Origin of the sequence: Acinetobacter ihumii (assembly GCF_900625095.1) — a bacterium.
GTDB lineage: Bacteria > Pseudomonadota > Gammaproteobacteria > Pseudomonadales > Moraxellaceae > Acinetobacter > Acinetobacter ihumii.
Genome location: NZ_LR130760.1, coordinates 3014090 through 3033399 on the forward strand (window position 1 = coordinate 3014090; position 19310 = coordinate 3033399).

Genomic DNA, 19310 nt, shown 5'->3' on the forward strand with positions numbered 1-19310 from the left:
CCTTTTGAAATAGAATTTGTATTTTTTAAATAAGTTCCAGCATCTATGAATTGACTAGCTAGATTAAAATAAAGATTTAAAACAATATCGTTTGTTTCATGTTTTTCTAATTCACACAGCATCATTTCAGAGCCTAATAAGGCTTCTGCCCATTCACTTTGATCGATAGAGTTAGAAAGAGAATTTATAGCTTCATTAATTTTTTCTAGTGAAAGTTTCATTTTAAATTTTTATAAAAAAGCCCTACTAAAATATAGCAGGGCTTTTTAAAAGTGTCTAAAAAATTAAGACACTTTATCACCCGCTTTCGCACCAGATTCAGGTGAAATCACCCAAACCCCTTCGCCATTACCTGCGGCAAGTACCATACCGTTAGAAATACCAAAACGCATTTTACGAGGTGCAAGGTTCGCAACCATCACCACCAATTTGCCTTTTAAGTCTTCAGGCTGATAAAACTCACGAATACCGCTAAATACATTACGTGGTTCAGCTTCACCCACGTCTAAAGTGAGTTGAAGTAATTTATCAGAACCATCCACGATTGCTGCTTCAAGTACTTGAGCAACACGAAGGTCAACTTTCATAAAATCTTCGATACCGATGATTTCGGCCTCACCCACTTTAGGCTCAACTTTTTTCTCAGCCCTTTTGTCTTTTTTCTTTTCCACTTTTGGCGTTTCAGCCGCAGCAGCTAAAGAATCCTTCGATGCATCGACCATTGCAGCCACCGCTTTAGGGTCAACACGTTGCATCAACGGTTGGAACTGAGCAATTTCATGGCTGATTAAAATCTGCTTACGCGATGCAAAATCAAAACGGTCTAGTTGTAAGAATGCCTGCACTTGATTGGCAAGTGTTGGCAAAACTGGTGCAAGATAAATCGCCAATTGACGGAATAAGTTAATTCCGACAGAACAAACCTCATGAACTTGCTGTTCCTGACCTTCTTGCTTCGCCAAAGCCCACGGTTTTTTCTCATCAATATATTGATTGGCACGATCCGCAAGCGCCATGATTTCACGAATGGCAGCACTAAACTCACGCTCTTCATAAGCTTTGGCAATCGAATCACCTGCATCAATAAAGCTTTGAACTAGATCAGATTCTACGCAATTTGCAGATAACGTATTGTTAAAATCTTTATTGATAAACTTGGCACAACGACTGGCAATATTCACGACTTTGCCGACCAAATCCGAATTTACTTTTTGAATAAAATCGTCCAGATTTAAATCTGAATCTTCGACCTTATCAGAGAGTTTAGAGGCAAAGTAATAACGCAAATATTCAGGATTCAAATGCTCTAAATAAGTTTCAGCTTTAATAAACGTACCGCGAGATTTCGACATCTTCTGACCATTAACGGTCAAAAAGCCATTTACAAACAAACCAGTTGGCGTGCGGTAATTTGCACCTTCAAGCATTGCCGGCCAGAACAAGGCATGGAAGTAAACAATGTCTTTACCAATGAAGTGATAGACTTCATTTTTACTGTCTTTTTTCCAGTAGTCATCAAAATTTAAGTCTGGACGTTTGGTTTTGATATAGTTTTCAAAGCTCGACATATAGCCAATTGGCGCATCGACCCAGACATAAAAATATTTATTCGGCGCATCTGGAATTTCAAAACCAAAATAAGGCGCATCACGGGAAATATCCCAATCTGCCAAACCAGCTTCAAACCATTCATCTAACTTGTTGGCAATAGAGACAGGTAAGCGACCTTCGTCGCGCGTCCATTTTTGTAAATATTCAGAAAAATTAGGTAGTTTAAAGAAGTAATGATCAGACGATTTTTCAACAGGCGTGGCACCGCTTAAAGTCGACCGTGGATCGATCAGTTCAGTTGCATTATAGGTTGTGCCACAGACTTCACAGCTATCGCCATATTGATCGGGCGATTTACATTTTGGGCATGTGCCTTTAATAAACCGGTCGGATAAAAACATCTGTTTTTCAGGATCAAACAACTGAGTTACAGGGCGAATGGCAATATTGTCAGCATCGCGATTTTTAAGATAAATTTCTTGCGAGCGTGATTTGTTGGTATCGCTATGAGTTGAATCATAATGATCAAAACTAATGCCAAAACCTGCAAAATCGCGCTCATGTTCTTTTTGAACATTGGCAATTTGCTGTTCTGGGCTAATGCCATTGGCCTCGGCACGTAGCATAATTGCTGTGCCGTGAGCATCGTCCGCGCAGACATAAGTCACATCATGTCCCATTGCACGCATGGCACGAACCCAGATATCTGCTTGGATATAACCGAGTAGGTGACCCATATGGATCGGACCATTGGCATAAGGAAGAGCGTTGGTGACTAAAATTTTACGCACGGATTTCATTTTCTCATTCGTATTGATCAGAAGGTCAATGATTTTACTTGAACCACGAAGGAAAATAAACTTAAAGCATCGTTTTCAGGCTTTACCCTCAGTTATGAAATCGCTATAGCACTATGCAAGTTGCTGTTAGAAAGGTTCAACATGTCAATCAGTAGCTTTCTATCATGCGGTATCTATGCCGTATCAGATCATTTAAATGAGATCACATCTGAAGAAATGAATGCATAAATCAACGAGCGTCAGCCCTGATGATATCACTGGAATGGCTGAATAATTCTCAGCAGTGGAATAGATAATTATTCCTTTAAAATGAATAACAAAAGTTTCGCTACATCCTGTATCTACTTTGTTTCAAATTGCAGTTTTAAAGCCCAAAAAATTCAAATCCATGTATAAATAAAGTCAGATTCAATCAGATTGATCCGCGCTCAACAAGCGTGTTCTTAATATTTAAAAATCAACAATGAGGACAGCATAATGACAACTGAAAATAAGCTCGATGATTTGAAAGCCAAAGCAAGTGAATTGGGTGATGAAGCCAAATATAAAGCTGAACAAGCCAAGATTGAAGCAGGAAAAGCCTTGGATGATGCCAAACATCAAGCCGAAGAAGCCAAGCTAAAAGGTGAAAAGGCATTCGATGATTTTAAAAAGGATACTTCTGAGAAATATGCTGAAGACAAAGCAGCGGCTGATCAAAAAGTTGATCAAGCTAAAGCAAAATGGAATGAAACCAAACAAGACGCACAAGACAAATATGATCAGCTTAAAACTGAAGCTAGTCATAAACTCGATGAAGCTAAACTCAAAGCCAATGAGTTAAAACATGAGGCTTCTGAAAAATTTGATGAACTTAAAGCTCAAGCCAGTACAAAGTTTGATGAGTTGAAGAAAACTGCGACAGATGCACTGAATAAATTTAAAGGTAATGACAAAACCTGATATTGATTACCTTCAGAGCATTTGATGTGATGATTAAAAAAACTGCTCATATTGATATGGGCAGTTTGCTTATAAAAAGTTTGTTTATAAAATAAGTCAAAAGATTTCTTTAATTGAACCTTTCTATTGCTCCTTTTGAAATAAAAGTAAAGAGGGATCAAACAAGAATGAGAAAATCTAAAGCAGATGAGTAAAATCAACTACGCGCCTATAAAATAATACTGCTAAACTAGTCCTAATTCAGTTTAATGTTCTATGTCTGGAGTGCATATATGTCGTGGCTTTCTTCATTAAAATCGGCTTTTTCACCTGCACAAGAGGTGAAGGAAGAAGAAATCCAGCGCATCTTACAGCAATATCAACTTCCTCAATCTGAGCATTTATTGAAAGATCGAATTACGCAGGTCAATGTAGAAGGGCGCATTTTACAACTGACCATCAATACTTATCCGCATGAAGCAGATCATTTACAACAGATTCATGATGATCTGGCAGCAGCTTTGGTGAAATGCGGTATTGAAGAACTAAACTTGCACGTGATACAGCAGAAATCTGCCAAGCTTGGGCAAGACAAATCGCAAAAAGAAAATCATGCAGCCCAAACTTCAAACTTACCGCCAGTTGTAGATGCATCCGTACAAAGTTCAGAAGATCCGAATAATCCACCGATTCAAAAGGCTGCGCCCAAACAGCGAGATGTCGCGGCTCATCCACGTATTCAACATGTGATTTTAGTGTCATCTGGTAAAGGTGGGGTGGGTAAATCCACCACAACAGTCAATCTGGCACTGGCTTTGCAGCAACAAGGATTAAAAGTTGGCGTGTTGGATGCTGATATTTATGGCCCAAGTATTCCTACGATGTTGGGCAATGCGGGCAAAACCCCAATGATTGAAAATGAACATTTTGTGCCCTTGGATGCTTATGGTTTGGCAGTACTTTCCATTGGTCATCTTACGGGTGATCATAATACTCCAGTGGCATGGCGTGGCCCAAAAGCCACAGGCGCGTTAATGCAACTCTTTAACCAAACTTTGTGGCCAGATCTAGATGTATTGGTCATTGATATGCCACCTGGAACGGGCGATATCCAACTGACATTGGCGCAGCGAATTCCTGTGACGGGTGCTGTCATTGTTACTACACCTCAAAATGTTGCACTAATGGATGCCACTAAGGGGATAGAGTTGTTTAATCGGGTGAATATTCCAGTTTTAGGTGTGATTGAAAATATGTCGACGCATATTTGTTCAAATTGTGGTTATGAAGAACAGATTTTTGGTGTCGGGGGCGGAGATCAATTGTCCCAGCAATATCACATTCCTTTGTTAGGACGTTTACCTTTAAATGTACACATTCGTGAAAATGCTGATAATGGTAAACCAAGTGTCATCGCAATGGACGATGCTGCAGACAGTTACCTGAACATTGCCACTGCGATTTGGCAACAAATACAAAAGCAACCCCAGCGACAACGTGACGACAAACGGATTTTTTAAATAATTGAATAAGCCTGAGATGCTCCATTTCAGGCTTTATCTTTTAATATTCTGTGTAGTTTTTTTAATAGCAGCTTATTTGTCTGCAAAATGGCATATGAATTGCTAAATATTCATTCAATAAGATCATTTGAGTGAAATATGCAATTAAAATCGTTTCTTACAGTCGCAACATGCTCTATCTCGGTTATGCTCAGTGCATGTAACAACGAGGGTTCATCGTCAGTGACTCAAAATAATCAAGATGAAAAATTAAAATTACAGCCTATCGTGATTCAAGGGGCATTGCCTGTCGAATCGGAGCAAATGGCATCCAAACTTGATCAGGTTTCAACTGAAACCATTGGTGGCTGGAAATTCTGGAAAGGAACTTATCAGGGATATCCTGTCATTATTTCCAAAACACGCATGGGCATGAGTAATTCCGCGGCTGCCACTGCGATTGCGATTGAGCGATACAAACCTATTGCGATTATTAATCAGGGGACATCGGGCGGTCATGATCCAAAACTCAATGTCTATGACATTGTTCTGGGTAAGTACGCCACCAACATTGGTGCATTTAAGACACCGTCAAAACCTGTTGGTGCAGGTTCAGACGCATTGCAATGGCATGAAGCCTTTGATGTGTTGCCTGCCGATGAAACTGATCCTGAACCCATTGCCATTCGTAAATTTGAAGCAGATCCTGCATTGTTGGCAGCGGCACATCAGGTTCAACCGCTTTACAAACAAGGTAAGGTGATTGAAGGAACCATAGGTTCGGCAGATGTCTGGAATAATGAGTTAGACCGAATTCAGTTTTTTTATCAGAACTACGGGACATCTGTAGAAGAAATGGAGGCAGCGTCGGTTGCACAAATCGCCAGTCAATTTAATGTGCCATTTTTGGGAATACGTGTTGTATCCAACAACATTACCAATGGAGGGGCATACGATGGTGCAACGGGCGAAGCTTGTCAGGAATTCGTCTTAAATGTTGCGACGGCATATATGAAACAACGCTTAAAAACCAACTAAAATGTAGGTTTTCTGCGTACTGTATCCATCGACTTACTGGATTGAACGGTTTTGCGTTTTTTCCAGTTGCGATAAACACTTAAACGCCAGAAAACCTCAGTTACAGCATATAAAATAATTGCAACCACAAAGGCTTCGATGACTAAACCTGACATTAAAATTTTCGCAAGGCTTAAATCAATATGCCCATGCCCAAAATGTTTGAGCCAATTACAAATTTGGTGCAGCACGCCGAGCATCATTTCTTTATTAATCATATGAACATGAAAAATCTGAGTACCAATCCAGAAACCAACATATAAAATAGGCACAAGTGTTAAAGGATTACTGAGCCATGCCAGAGCCAAACCAACTGGTAAATTCACTTCAAAAAATAAAATCGCAGCGACAATAAACAAACTATGCAATGGAATTGGCAATAAACCAAAGAAAGTACCGATAAAAACAGCTTTAGTAATGGATTTTCGATTGACGTACCAAAGCACAGGATTTAAGGTTCTTTGACCAAAAATCCGCATAAATTTCAGACTGGACACCTTCTGCGGAGAAGGAAGCCATGATTGAAAAAATTGCTTTGCCATAGATTGAGGTTCGAACAATAGATCTAACGATGCTTTATAAATCAAAAGATTAAGTAAATTATTTAAACTTTTGAAGCGCAGAAAGATAGACATAGTGAGAGTGAAAACTTAGCCAAAGCTTAAAAGCTTTGATTAAAAAGAAAACACCAAAGATGGATGGTAGTAAATTACGCCTTTCACAAGATGAAGTCAATTCCATATACTTATTAGGTGTTTTGCTAAATTTTATTAAAAAAACAAGTTATTATTTATCAAATATTTATGTCGATTTATATTTAAATGGCATCGTGCTATAGCATAGACAAAATGATGACTATGCAGTCTAGTGATTTAAATGCGTGATTTGACACTATTTTTTACAAATATCTCATTGTTTTTTCAAAGACTTAATTAAGTTTGCTTTGCTTCTTTGTATGCTTTGGATTAGTCTTCTGAGATTATATAGTGAGGCCATTCTATGATTTCATGGCTTTTTGTCGGCCTTGTTGCGGCACTGCTTCTAACTCCCGGTCCAACGAATACCTTATTGGCTTCATCTGGTATCCAGATGGGGCTTAGACGTTCACTAAAATTAATTCCAGCAGAAGCAATTGGCTACATCATTGCGATTACCGTATGGGGCATGATGATTGATCATCTGGGTAGAAGTTTCTCTTTACTGCCAACCTTACTAAAACTAATGAGTGCTTTTTATATTGTTTATTTGGCAATTAAGCTGTGGCGTACCGCTGATATCAAGTTTGATTTGAATCAATCCACGATTCGACCACGTGAACTATTCTGCGCTACTCTACTAAATCCCAAAGCATTGCTATTTGCATCTGCAATTTTTCCAGCATATGCATGGATGGAGATAAAAACCTATTTATTGCATATGACGATATTTTTATGCCTGATTTTACCGATTGCGATGTTTTGGATTTTCATAGGTTCTGTTTTGGCCGCTAATAAAGTAAGTTGGTTAAATGCTTGTAATTTACAACGTACAGCCTCTCTGGTCTTGGTGAGCTTTTCTATTCCGCTGAGTTATTCTGCGATTTTAAAATTTTAAAAGTGGACTATGTGCATATAAAGTGCAACTGACTATAAATCATTTTCATTAAAGATGAATTACGTTAAAGTAGTTGGCAGTAAAGTCTTGAGTATTGGGATAAATAAATGGCAATTAAGTCTGATCGCTGGATTCGCGAGATGAGCGAAAAACACGGCATGATTGAACCGTATGCAGAAAATCAGGTTCGCTACAATCAAGATGGCGAAAAACTGATTTCCTATGGCGTATCAAGCTATGGTTATGATGTGCGCTGTGCTCCAGAGTTTAAAGTATTTACCAATGTTCATTCTGCCATTGTTGACCCTAAAAACTTTGACGAGAAAAGCTTTATTGATATTGAGTCCGATGTTTGCATTATTCCACCCAACTCTTTCGCATTGGCGCGCACCGTTGAATATTTTCGTATTCCGCGTAATGTCCTGACCATTTGTTTAGGAAAATCGACCTATGCGCGTTGCGGTATCATCGTCAATGTCACACCACTTGAACCAGAGTGGGAAGGTCATGTAACACTCGAATTTTCCAATACCACCAATTTACCTGCGCGTATTTATGCAGGGGAAGGCGTGGCGCAAATGCTATTTTTTGAAAGTGATGAAGTCTGTGAAACGTCTTATAAAGATCGTGGTGGTAAATATCAGGGTCAAGTCGGTGTGACGTTGCCAAAGGCTTAATAGTCGCTTGATCTAAATAAGTATTTTGATAAACGACCTGATAGGGTCGTTTTTGTTTTAAAAATAGAAATTAAAAAAGCAAAAGTTATTAAAATTTCAAAAAATGACAGATGGTAATTTGTTTTCATAAATTTGTTGTAAAATAGTTAATATTTAGACTGCTCATAATATTTGATCTATACCAAAAGATTTGAGAAAGGTTCAAATAAAAACAAATAAAAGTAGCAGTTATTTTGATTCAGTGATACGGAGATCAATATGCCAAGGTTAAGTTTTTTAACATGTGCAATATGTGCATGTTTAAATGTAAGTGCGGTTTATGCAGCATCTGGACTGACTTCTATGTCTGATTCAGAACTTGCTGCAACACAAGGTCAAGCTCTAATGAGCTTGTCATATATTGCTCCCAACGACAGTACAAATTTAGAAAAATTAAGAGATAGCAGTAGTAATATTGGCTTTTATCGATTGGGTATGGAGGCAAAAGTAGAGCTCAATGCAAACATTGCTAATCTACAGCTAGGCTGTGGTGGGGCAAATGGTGCTGGTGGCTGTGATATTGATATTAAAAATGTTTCACTTAGTGGCTTAAATGATGGTACGGTAACTAGTGGGGCGCAATTAGGTAGTCCAACATTTAACAATCCCAGAGCATCAACCAGTGCTCAAATCACAAATCCTTTTCTTGAGTTTGCCATTAAGAATCCGCAAACAGCTGCTACACGTCAAATCACTGGGTTTCGATTAAGTGCGGAAGCGATAGAGGGTCTGTTAAGCTTAGGTCTAGATAATAATAACTTTACAACCTCAACGGATGGTATTCAAAGCTTAAGTGGATACCTACAATTAGCTAATTTGAGCGGTCAAGTGACGACTGCCGCATCGACTTTTGGTGTTAACGATAATGCTAATTGTGCAGCCATTGTTGGGATGCCCAATGGTACATGTCAAGCAATTGCTGGGAAATTAAATTCAACGATTGGTGGCCAGCGTGATTTTGTAAGTTATACTGGGGCTGGAAGCACTGATACTAAGGGTATTTCTGTACCCAGTATGACTGTACCATTTACTAAAAATACTACTTCAGTCATTACAGGGAATCGGATGACAGCAGCAGTAGTAAATAATATTAATGTTTCTATTCCTCATATTGCATTAGATTGTGCCAATTCAGATCGCGCAAGTGCATCAGCATGTGGAAACCTCCCGACTGGTAACTTTGTGAATCAATTGGCTGTAGATTTAGTTAATTATAAAAAATATAATACGGGTGAAAGTGTTGCACCTAATGGTAACAGCGCTAGTTGTATTGAAGTATTTTGGATATGTGCTGTTTCTTCTGCCAAGTTTCAGATGGCATCTGGTTCCACATTAGATGGGTTAAATCTTAATGTTACATTCTCTGAAGCACTCAATATGTTTCATAATATTCCTTTAAGAGGCACAGGTGGTTATCTTGCACTCCAAAGCCAGACACTGCGATGGCCTGGTGCGAATAGTGATGATATTGCGCAAAAGGGTTGGTGGTTGTCCTTTAAAGATCCTATTGACTTAGGGTATTTAACGTCTACAAATTCAGCAGATATTTCTGCAGTGTTGCCTCAGGTTGCGGGATTTATTACACAGTCGTTAATGAATGGTAGTGATATTCCTATTAGTCTCCTTGATGGTTTGGGTGCAGCAACTAATAATGCTATTAAAAAGCAACTCAATATTGATGTAAGTAGCCAAACAGCAAATCTAACTTTAAGTAACTTGCAACTAACTTCTCAATATTTAAAAAGTAATTGTTATGGTAGCTTAAAATTTTGTTAAGTGTTGGTTAGTGTAAGCGTTATAATATATTTTGCTGAATAATGAGTAATCACATGCAAGCTAAAGCATTCTTTGGTATATATCTTTAGCTTGTTACTTTTAATAGCATATTTTATTGAATAATTACAGTTATGATGCTCAATAGTTAACTTGTACATTTGAATCCATGTACTGTTAAATACAGAATCTTTTTTGCCTTTTAAGGTTTCATTGCTTAAATTATAGTTACAAATAAGTCATACCATTTATGTTGAATAATAAATAAATTTTAGTTGCTTATGTGGGTTTTAATCTATTAATTCTTTTTTTAAAGCTCCATGATTTTTCATCTCTTTTATATTTTTGTAAAAATAATATTAAAACATTGTAATTTTCACACAATTTAATAGAGAATTAATACAATCAAATATAAAAATCTACTGAAATTGATAAAAATCATATCGATTTTTTGAAAATTTTGTTGACAGGAAAGTCAAATAACCAGTGAAAAGGAATGTTTATGAGCGGCTATAAAAAAAACATAACATGTTGCATTTTCTGTATTAGCTTAGTCTCTAGCTTAAGTACAACACACGCCCAAATTGTGGCTTTGGATGATAAGGAACTAAGAAATACACAAGGTCAAGGTCTGATGACACTCTCCTATATTTCTCCGAATGATCCACAAAATAAAAATGTGGGGAGTAATATTGGATTTTATAAACTGGGTATGGAGGCTCAGGTTGACTTAAATGCCAATATCCGCAAATTGCAATTGGGCTGTGGTGGAGTAAATGGTGCAGGAAGCTGTGATATTGATATTGATTATCTAAGCTTAAGTGGCATTTCAGATACAAGCACTGGAAGGGCAAGTTCGTCAGCCACAATTACCAATCCATTTATTGAGTTTGCAATTAAGAATCCGAATTCTGCTTCAACGCGTGAAGTCAGTGGATTCCGTTTAAGTGCTGAATCGATACAGGGCTTGCTTACATTTGGTCTAGAAAATGGAGATGCGAAAAGTGGTATCAACTCTTTTAGTGGTTATATGGTCACTAAAGATACTACAGGCACAGTAAATACAGGTGCAGTGAATTCTGGATTGACGCAAAGTAGTTTAAATCAGGCGATAACGGGTAAAATTAGAAGTTCAGATGGTCTTGTTACTGGAAACTTTACCTCTTCAGACTATAATTTAACGTTGAGTTCAGCATCTGGTTCTTTGTCACTTCCATCTCAAGTAATTACTGGTAAACGTATTACAACTGCAAACTTAACAGGAACAGCGGTAGTTAGTGGTATTCAATTAGGTGGTACAGTTAATGCCGATGCAAAAGTATATGGCTTCATCCCTGTGTCTATTTCAGGTACTTTAAATGGCACTGTAAATAATTTAGGTGTTGATGTAGCTGTTAATGAAGATTTGGGATACTTTCATAAAGTGAACTTAAATGGTACAGCTGCGTCACTTTCCATGCAGAAACAAAACTTAATTTGGACGAATGCGAAATCAACAGCGCAAACTGGATGGTGGTTAGAGCTCTCAAATCCTATTGATATTGGAGATGTGTCACCCGCTAAAACTGTGACTATTACTTCAGATGTAGTGAAGCAGACGTTGACTCAAGTGAGTAGTTATTTAACAAGTAATCCGATTAATTGTGGTTTACTCGCAACTACTTGCCTAGCTGGTACTATTAATACGGGAACTGTTGATTTATCTAATTCATCCTCGGTATCAATGGGATTGACGAATCTAGTCCTGACCAATCAAAATTTTGCTCCAAATTGTTATGGCAATTTAAAATTCTGTTAATTTTGGTCATTTAAAATTTGTAAGTAAAGCGTTTGATGGTGTATCTCTCAAGTTTGTTCTCTATTTTCATTTATCGGAAAAGTTTTTTTTTACACGTTTTTTTTTGCATTTGAGTAATTAATACGCATAATAGAAAGTGAGTAAAGGTTGGCAAATCCAGCAAAATTTTCTTAAGCTCGGAATGCTTAAGTAAGCTCATGAATGTATAGAAAAAGAAATATGATGCGGAGCATCGTATAAAGGATGGTCATGATGACGGCAATTACTTATACGGTAAATTTAAAAAAAACCGTTTTAGCAAGCGTAATTGGCTTATTCTTAAGTCAATCTGGTTTTGCTCTGCAAGAAATTTCTGATGATGGTTTAAGTCAGACCACTGGAGAAGGAATTGCATTGCTTCCTACAGAATTTTCTTTTCAGTTAAATGGAGCAAACAGTATAGCAAGTACTTTTACGTCTAAAGTTGATGTTGCAGATAATAGTAATCCTGGAACAGGATATTTACATATTATTCCTGTAGGTCCTTTAAGCTCAACCATCCAAACCTACAATCAGACAGGAGCTAATAAAATAGGTAAAGCTGATATTTACCTTTATGGATTAGCACTTTCGAAAAACGATAATAATGTAAATACAAGATATAGTGGACAAAATATTTCAAGTTGGGGAACTGCTGCAAATCCGTGGGTACTCAAAGTATTGACAGCTCAAAATATTCCTAACTTCGCAGGGACAAATAAACCTGTGAGTTATTTAACATATGAAGCTCCCTTATATGACAAAAATGTTTATTCAAATCCCGCGACTGCACCCGATGACTATAATTTAAAACTAGGATTATGGTTGGATGCGTTTGTACGTGATCCAAGCAAAGTCGAAGGAGATGCTGCTGAGTTCTGTTTAAATGGTGCTACTGATTGTAAAACCAATACTAATAATTTACGTGCGAATAGATTACGTTTACAAGGCGTTTGGAATGGTTTAAGCATCAATGGAAGTAATCTTAAATTATTCCAAACCTTAGATGGTTCAAGTATATCGGGTTATAACAATACATTAGGTCTCGCTGGTTTATTACGTTTTAATAGCTTGAGCTCAATCTCTACTACTGGGAATATTATTAAAAACACAAGTAGTGAAGATGGTGTTTTACGTTTGAGTACGCGAGAGGCTGCTGCAAGTCCGAATCTTGATAAACTTATTAATACGCCAGCAATCGATGGAGGGGCTGTCCCTACATTTAATGCCGAAGAAGGGCTTTATTTATATAATCCACATATTAATCTTGCTTTAGGTAGTTTATATCAACCTGTTGTTTTAGGAGTGGCTGATGATGGAAAAAATATTGTTCTTGAAGTGACACGAATTCCTAATGTGGCAGCAGTTTATAACCAGATTTATACGAATTATAGTGATCTTTCTAGTAGTACTTATTTAGGGTCAACTTGTAGCCAATTTGAATGCGGTACTTCTGGAACAAACGCCCGTAATCCGACGCATAGCAGTATCACGATTGGTGATGTAGCTTATAACACGACGACGAAATCTATTTCAGCGGATACCTCTGCTAATGTAAAAGGTATTACATTTAAAGATGGCGCTGGTGGCAGTTCTGTAAATTTAGGGTCTGCTGCGATTGATGGTGTGCTTATTCAGCATATGAAAATTACAACAAAAGGGCTGTAGGAGTTTAAATATGCAAAAAATTATTTTAAGTTTGGCATTTTTAATTTCATTACAAAGCCATGCAGCCTTGGAAGCTTTAAATAATATTGAACTACAAAAAATTGAGGGTCAGGCTGGTGCTGATATTTCATTAAAAGTAACGCTAAATCAAAATGCTACAGGTCAGTTTGATACGAATTTATGTTCTGATTTGCGTTATTGTCGTTTAGCAATAAATTTAAATAACATAGGTAGTGAGGCAGGTGGTGATAGAAAATGGCTGGTATTCAAAGGAATACAGGGAGCAATTAATATTCAGAAGCTTGGCTTAGATGGTGCTGATTTAAAATACAATAATAAAAGTGGAACTGAAATTGTAAAACCTGCCATTCAGCTCGGATCGAAGTATGATAGTCCTATTCTTTTTCGTGATTTCGGTTTCGATACGATGTCAATTGAAACAGATGCAGGAACAGGTGATGTGAATGCCGGTTATTTGGCAAATTCTAATGGAGGTGCGCAGGTTACTCAAAGTGGTAATCCCTCGGTTGTACTCAGTGATAATCGCTATTCGAATGGTAAATATATAGTTTCTGGATATGACAATGGTAGAGAGGTTGGTTTTACAGGAATGAAACTGACTGGAAATTTAGCTCTAAACGGAAAAATGATGATCTTTAGTTGTGACTCAAGCCATCCACGTTGCTAAAGCTAAATATTAAGGAATCCAATAAAAGGAATTTGAAATGAAACAAGTAGCAAAACAACAAAAAGAATTTCTATTAAGTTTGCTTACTGCCAGTATTCTATTTTCAATGCAAAACAGCTTTGCCATGCAAGTGATGAACGACAATGATATGCGGGCAGTGGATGGTCAAGATGGAGTAGTCGCTGAAGTCAGTTATGGATCAGTTGGTTTTGATCAGCTTTATTGGGATGATAAATCTGGCAGTTCATCTACAGCTAACACACAAGAGAACTTAAGAGCAAGTTTAACTGGAGTCAAAATAACAACAGCAAATGTAAGCCAACCTAACATTACTTTAAAAATGAACGCAGGTAGCTTGGCAAATGGTTCAAAAACAGGACTGGATTTAGACGTTGCTGCGAATTTAGGGACAATTCAAGCTGATAAATTTACTTTATGTAAATCTACAGACTCACTCTCTAGCTGTAGTGCCGCTCCTTCTTTTGGTAAATTAGCCATACAAAACACTCAAAATACACCAATTAGCCTTCACATGATTACTGCGGATGGTTTGTTTAGTAAAGCAGGTTTTTCCTCACTTGACTTAGGGATTAAAGGATTAGATATTAGTTTGAGCCAAAAAGATGTTGGTTCATCTTATAATGCCCTGATTATGAATGACTTTAATTTTAACTTTGGTGCTAAGGGATATATGTATGTTGATCCAACTGAGGGACTAGTCTTACGTACTAATCCAGTCAGTGGTAGTGGAGCAACAGATATCGGTTATGTTGATTTTAAAAGAGACGCAAATAATAAACCAGGTTTGAATCTTGAGTTTATGATGCAGCCAAATGTCGGTAATAACGGAACCGATGTAAACGCAAGTTCTGCCAAGGGGATTTTACGTGCTGGTGCAAATGGACGAATGATCAATGGTGTATTACAGTTACGCGGAACCAAAGATACAGCAAGTACAATTTTAGGAGCCACACCAAATGGTAATTCGATTGCTGGAGATACTGGCCTAGCATTTCGTTTAAATGGTGAGTTTACGAGTGACCGTGATAATCTATCTGGTGTTGAAGCAACGAGTTTGGAGTTAGGTGGGGCTGGTAATCAAACCTATGGGCTTAGATTTTCTAATATTACTCCTTTACAAACCCGTAAAAATATTGATGTAAATGGTAACCCTGTCGCATCTTTAAATGGACAGTCATTTTCAAATTTAACTGCATTGAATGCTGATCATGCTGGTTTAAATATGGATGGAATTTACTTTAATTTGGTCAATGCAAATCAAATAAAGCTTCCCGAAAACTCTGCATTTACAGCCACAACATTGGGTCAGAGTGGTACACATTTAGTCAGTGCTGCAGACTATATTCAAAATTTATCAACCAATAATACGCCTTACACTGTTTTAGCCATTCGTGGCATGAACTTCGCAGCTTTGTCACGTCGTGGTCAATTTATATATACAGATTCAGGTGGAGTGGTAAATCCTGTATCTACTACAACTAAATGGGGCTTGGGTTTACCAATTTACAATCTCAATGCAAATTTTGCATTTAGTCCACGTGTGACTACAGGTGCTGTAAGTGAAACAAGTTCGGATTATATCGTGACAAAGAGTGGAGATACATATACTCAAACAGCATTATCTGGATCACAACGTATCGGATTTAGTGGTTCTATTAGTACCCAAGGTGTGAGTGCAGACGGCTCAAAATCCACTTCGATTCTTCTAATTGATGGTGGGAATAATACCAACGATTCTCTAGGTAATGGGAACTATAATCCAACGGATTATTATATTGGTCTTCGTAATATCGATATGCTACTGAATGGTACAGGAAGCATGGGGTTTGAAAACGGCAGGATCAATGTCAGTATGCCAAAGCTTCTAATGGCAATGTCTGCGCAATTAGCAGCAGGTTATTTACCTGGAGCCAAATATAAAACATGTCCGACAGGAGCCAATGCGAGTGGATGCTATGCTGTATCTAACAGTTTTACTCAGCCTTTTGATGTACTTACAGGTATAAAGATAAGACTTGCAGGAGCTGCAAATTTTTCGATTATTCCTCTTTCGCTTTCTGCATCTGATTATAATAATGATGGCACACCAAAGGATGGTAAAAATGCTTTAAATTTTATTGGTCTTTTAAAATTAAGCAAAGATTTAGCCAACAATAATTCGATTCAAATCGTAGATCCTATTGATGGTTCTACATTTGGGCTTGATAATATGACAGGGACAATTGGCTTTGATAATAAGTTAGTCGTAAATAAAGATAATGTTGGATTTAACTTTGGATTTAACTTTAATCCTGCAAAAACACCTGAGGAAGTTTTTCGAGTTAAAAATATTAATTTATATCCTGCTATTAAGGATAGTAATGGTGCAGTTACGGGGATTGGAGCTGGACAGCGTATTGGAGAGCTTGCAATTACTGGTGGACGTTTAACCAGTGAAATGAGAATTACGCCAAGAGATGGAGCATTTTAATATTCTGAAATATAAAAATTTAAGTAGTTAATAAGCTACTATGAGTGAAATATTACGAGTATATGGTGGGTTCTATTAAAAACTCATATGCATTGGTAGAATATTGCAGAGCTTTAAAATTCTGTTAACGTACCTTTAGTCGGATATAGTCTTACATATACTCGAATTATTGTAATATGTGTAAGAAGTAACCAAATGATATTTGTCTTAAGGATTAGGACAATGAAGAAAAACAAAATACTGGGATGTATAAGTCTATTTTGCTTTGCACCTCTTACACTGGCGATGCAGCCAATGGATGACCAGAGTCTGTCAGCAACGACGGGGCAGGATGGTATTAGCATTGGTGTAGGTGTCAATAAAGTCGAATTTAAACAGGTAGCTTTGATTGATAAAGATGGCATAGCTGCGTCCACCACTTATAACAATCGTGCAAGTATGGTTGTTGCTGGGAGCAATGCAACGCCAGTGAGCTTAAATTTTATAGGTGGAAATTCTGATCCGACTTTTAAAATAGTCATGGATACAGATGGTGGCGGCACAAATAAAGCGTTTGCAAACTTGGCAATCTCATTTGCAAATCAAATTTCAGGTTTAACCATTTCACCATTTTCTATTTATTTAGCAGGAACTAATTCAAGTTCAAGTTTTAACACTTCAAAATCTATTTTTACAGGAACAACTTTAAATAGTGATGTTAAAGAGTTACTTAGAGTCGGTAGTAACATTGATGTAAACTTTGTATCTGGTAATGCTCCTAAAATGAATATCCAACTTGGGAGTGCGCCACAAAGTCATATGATTCAATTTGGCGGGGCGATCAGCTCAATTTGTAATGGCGGCTGTCCCATTACTCTCGTATCAAATTATGTTGATACGCAAACTCCTGCTAATTCTTATTCAACAGGCATTACTTTTGATCTAAGCCTAAAAGCAACAGATCAAACCAATGGATTTTCATTGAATGGTTTTTATGCAGGTATTGAATCAACTGGATTTGTTTTTGGTAACACTGGCACTTCAAATCAATTAAATGCGACCCTAAAGAATGTGACTTTGGGTGAGGCAGGTCAAAGTAATGCGAATGTCTTTAATGGCGTGCAAAATGGACCTATGGGTAATATAGGGGCAGTCGGTGCATCGGTTACCGATTTAAAGGTAAAAATCAGCGGGATGTAAAAAGTTAATGGTGCGCTCGGCGGGACTCGAACCCACGTCGGTCACTTAGGAGGCAACTGCTCTATCCAGTTAAGCTACAAGCGCATAATTTTATGATTATAAACAAAAAAGTTACTGCGAAGGCAATAACTTTTTTGTTTTTCTATTCTAGATTTTATTCAGAAACAGATGATTTTGAATTTAACAATTTATAAAGTACATACATCAATACAATCCAGATTGGAATCATAATCACGGATTCCATAAAACCTTGAGTCCACATAATGTATAACACCGTCGCAATAAACAATAAAACCAGATAGTTACTCACAGGTGCCCAAAGTGCTGGGAAGGAGACTTTATGGTTGATTGCTTTCATGGCAGATCTAAATTTTAAATGTGTCAAACTAATCATCGCCCAGTTTAAGACCAATGCACCGACCACCACATACATTAAATGACCTAATGCATCTTCTGGTACAAAATAGTTTAGTAATACACATCCAAAAATTAAGACAGCAGATAACCAGACAGCGGGTATTGGAACCCCTTGTGAATTGACCTTTTTAAACACGGCTGGTGCATTGCCTTGTTGGGCTAGACCATACAGCATACGGCTGTTGGCATACATACCACTGTTATATACTGACAGTGCTGCGGTTAGAATGATAAAGTTTAATAGATGTGCTGCCCAACCAATTCCCAATTGACTAAAAATCATCACAAATGGGCTTTTATCCAGACCACCTAAATCGAGTTGATTCCAAGGAACTAAAGAAAGAAGAATGGTAAGAGAGCCGACATAAAAAATCAGGATACGCAAAACCACCTGATTGATTGCCTTGGGAATGGTTTTCTTCGGGTTGTCGGCTTCAGCTGCGGCCATACCAATCAGTTCAATACCACCAAAGGCGAACATTAAAAAGGCAAGCATATAAAACAAACCATCGAAGCCATTTGGAAAAAATCCACCATGTGTCCAAAGGTTGCTAAATGAAGCTGTAGAATCAGGGCCAGCAGTAAATAATAAATATAGACCAAAGATGATCATGGAAACCACAGCCACAACTTTAATAATTGAAAGCCAAAATTCTGATTCACCATAAAATTTAACGTTGGTTAAATTGATAGCTGTAATGACCAAAAAGAAAAATAATACCGATGCCCACGAAGGAATATGAGGCCACCAATAGTTAATATATTTGGCAACCGCTGTAAGCTCAGTCATCGCCACCAAAACATAAAGAATCCAGTAATTCCAGCCCGCTAAAAAGCCCGGAAATTTCCCCCAATATTTATTGGCAAAATGACTAAATGAACCTGCAACAGGTTCTTCCACAATCATTTCACCCAACTGGCGCATAATTAAGAAAGCGATTAAACCACCGATGGCATAACCCAAAATAATTGAAGGACCAGCAGACTGAATAACTTGTGCGGAACCCAAGAATAAACCCGTTCCAATTGCACCACCCATGGCAATCAACTGGATATGACGGTTTTTTAGCCCCCGCTGAAGTTTTGAAGAATCGTTGTTCAAAGCACTTCGCTCTACC

At 37.6% G+C, this 19310-nt stretch carries 14 protein-coding genes, 1 tRNA gene and 1 pseudogene; 11 read left to right on the forward strand and 5 right to left on the reverse strand.

Annotated features, from left to right (window positions below):
• Both E0D95_RS15690 and metG read right to left on the reverse strand, forming a co-directional pair.
• Window positions 1-221, reverse strand: a pseudogene (locus E0D95_RS15690) (LA2681 family HEPN domain-containing protein); the annotation flags it as partial.
• 63 nt (window positions 222-284) lie between these two features.
• Window positions 285-2351 (reverse strand): methionine--tRNA ligase, encoded by a 2067-nt coding sequence (gene metG / locus E0D95_RS14165; RefSeq protein WP_284690732.1) that lies wholly within the window; start codon window positions 2349-2351, stop codon window positions 285-287.
• A 477-nt stretch (window positions 2352-2828) separates the two neighbouring features.
• On the opposite strand from metG, the gene E0D95_RS14170 reads away from it, so the two are divergent.
• From E0D95_RS14170 to E0D95_RS14180, 3 genes are all read left to right on the forward strand, one after another.
• Window positions 2829-3293, forward strand: a complete 465-nt coding sequence (locus E0D95_RS14170; RefSeq protein WP_130804627.1) for a hypothetical protein — start codon at window positions 2829-2831, stop codon at window positions 3291-3293.
• Window positions 3294-3565: 272 nt separating this feature from the next.
• On the forward strand, window positions 3566-4792 hold the full coding sequence (apbC, locus tag E0D95_RS14175; protein WP_130804629.1) for an iron-sulfur cluster carrier protein ApbC: 1227 nt from the start codon (window positions 3566-3568) through the stop codon (window positions 4790-4792).
• Between the two features lie 141 nt (window positions 4793-4933).
• Window positions 4934-5812: a 5'-methylthioadenosine/S-adenosylhomocysteine nucleosidase gene (locus E0D95_RS14180; protein WP_130804631.1), complete on the forward strand. Its 879-nt coding sequence runs from the start codon at window positions 4934-4936 to the stop codon at window positions 5810-5812.
• On the opposite strand, the gene E0D95_RS14185 is transcribed toward E0D95_RS14180, so the two are convergent.
• Window positions 5809-6393, reverse strand: coding sequence for a DUF2062 domain-containing protein (locus tag E0D95_RS14185; RefSeq protein ID WP_130804633.1), 585 nt, complete (start codon window positions 6391-6393; stop codon window positions 5809-5811). The two genes, E0D95_RS14180 and E0D95_RS14185, sit on opposite strands and share 4 nt — an antisense overlap.
• Window positions 6394-6850: 457 nt before the next feature.
• On the opposite strand from E0D95_RS14185, the gene E0D95_RS14190 reads away from it, so the two are divergent.
• From E0D95_RS14190 to E0D95_RS14225, 8 genes are all read left to right on the forward strand, one after another.
• The gene (locus E0D95_RS14190) at window positions 6851-7444 is read left to right on the forward strand and encodes a LysE family translocator (protein WP_130804635.1); all 594 of its coding nucleotides are present in this window, start codon (window positions 6851-6853) and stop codon (window positions 7442-7444) included.
• 107 nt (window positions 7445-7551) lie between these two features.
• The gene (gene dcd / locus E0D95_RS14195; RefSeq protein ID WP_130804637.1) at window positions 7552-8121 is read left to right on the forward strand and encodes a dCTP deaminase; all 570 of its coding nucleotides are present in this window, start codon (window positions 7552-7554) and stop codon (window positions 8119-8121) included.
• 258 nt (window positions 8122-8379) lie between these two features.
• A complete protein-coding gene (locus E0D95_RS14200) occupies window positions 8380-9936 on the forward strand; it encodes a hypothetical protein (RefSeq protein ID WP_130804639.1) in 1557 nt (518 codons plus the stop codon).
• Window positions 9937-10435: 499 nt separating this feature from the next.
• Window positions 10436-11731, forward strand: a complete 1296-nt coding sequence (locus E0D95_RS14205) for a hypothetical protein (RefSeq protein ID WP_228258869.1) — start codon at window positions 10436-10438, stop codon at window positions 11729-11731.
• 249 nt (window positions 11732-11980) lie between these two features.
• Window positions 11981-13417, forward strand: coding sequence for a hypothetical protein (locus E0D95_RS14210; protein WP_130804643.1), 1437 nt, complete (start codon window positions 11981-11983; stop codon window positions 13415-13417).
• 10 nt (window positions 13418-13427) lie between these two features.
• The gene (locus tag E0D95_RS14215) at window positions 13428-14105 is read left to right on the forward strand and encodes a hypothetical protein (protein ID WP_130804645.1); all 678 of its coding nucleotides are present in this window, start codon (window positions 13428-13430) and stop codon (window positions 14103-14105) included.
• 37 nt (window positions 14106-14142) lie between these two features.
• Window positions 14143-16596: a DUF6160 family protein gene (locus tag E0D95_RS14220; protein WP_213073705.1), complete on the forward strand. Its 2454-nt coding sequence runs from the start codon at window positions 14143-14145 to the stop codon at window positions 16594-16596.
• 222 nt (window positions 16597-16818) lie between these two features.
• On the forward strand, window positions 16819-17775 hold the full coding sequence (locus E0D95_RS14225; RefSeq protein WP_130804647.1) for a DUF6160 family protein: 957 nt from the start codon (window positions 16819-16821) through the stop codon (window positions 17773-17775).
• A gap of 8 nt (window positions 17776-17783) precedes the next feature.
• On the opposite strand, the gene E0D95_RS14230 is transcribed toward E0D95_RS14225, so the two are convergent.
• Both E0D95_RS14230 and E0D95_RS14235 read right to left on the reverse strand, forming a co-directional pair.
• Window positions 17784-17859, reverse strand: a tRNA-Arg gene (locus E0D95_RS14230).
• A gap of 70 nt (window positions 17860-17929) precedes the next feature.
• On the reverse strand, window positions 17930-19294 hold the full coding sequence (locus tag E0D95_RS14235) for an amino acid permease (RefSeq protein WP_130804650.1): 1365 nt from the start codon (window positions 19292-19294) through the stop codon (window positions 17930-17932).
• Window positions 19295-19310 lie beyond the last annotated feature (16 nt).

Bases quoted from the DNA above. Each gene is read 5' to 3' on its own strand.
- E0D95_RS14200 (WP_130804639.1), top strand. From the start codon at position 8,380: ATGCCAAGGTTAAGTTTTTTAACATGTGCAATATGTGCATGTTTAAAT.
- E0D95_RS14205 (WP_228258869.1), top strand. From the start codon at position 10,436: ATGAGCGGCTATAAAAAAAACATAACATGTTGCATTTTCTGTATTAGC.
- metG (WP_284690732.1), bottom strand. From the start codon at position 2,351: ATGAAATCCGTGCGTAAAATTTTAGTCACCAACGCTCTTCCTTATGCC.
- E0D95_RS14220 (WP_213073705.1), top strand. From the start codon at position 14,143: ATGAAACAAGTAGCAAAACAACAAAAAGAATTTCTATTAAGTTTGCTT.
- E0D95_RS14190 (WP_130804635.1), top strand. From the start codon at position 6,851: ATGATTTCATGGCTTTTTGTCGGCCTTGTTGCGGCACTGCTTCTAACT.
- E0D95_RS14170 (WP_130804627.1), top strand. From the start codon at position 2,829: ATGACAACTGAAAATAAGCTCGATGATTTGAAAGCCAAAGCAAGTGAA.
- dcd (WP_130804637.1), top strand. From the start codon at position 7,552: ATGGCAATTAAGTCTGATCGCTGGATTCGCGAGATGAGCGAAAAACAC.
- E0D95_RS14225 (WP_130804647.1), top strand. From the start codon at position 16,819: ATGAAGAAAAACAAAATACTGGGATGTATAAGTCTATTTTGCTTTGCA.
- apbC (WP_130804629.1), top strand. From the start codon at position 3,566: ATGTCGTGGCTTTCTTCATTAAAATCGGCTTTTTCACCTGCACAAGAG.
- E0D95_RS14180 (WP_130804631.1), top strand. From the start codon at position 4,934: ATGCAATTAAAATCGTTTCTTACAGTCGCAACATGCTCTATCTCGGTT.
- E0D95_RS14185 (WP_130804633.1), bottom strand. From the start codon at position 6,393: ATGGCAAAGCAATTTTTTCAATCATGGCTTCCTTCTCCGCAGAAGGTG.
- E0D95_RS14215 (WP_130804645.1), top strand. From the start codon at position 13,428: ATGCAAAAAATTATTTTAAGTTTGGCATTTTTAATTTCATTACAAAGC.
- E0D95_RS14210 (WP_130804643.1), top strand. From the start codon at position 11,981: ATGATGACGGCAATTACTTATACGGTAAATTTAAAAAAAACCGTTTTA.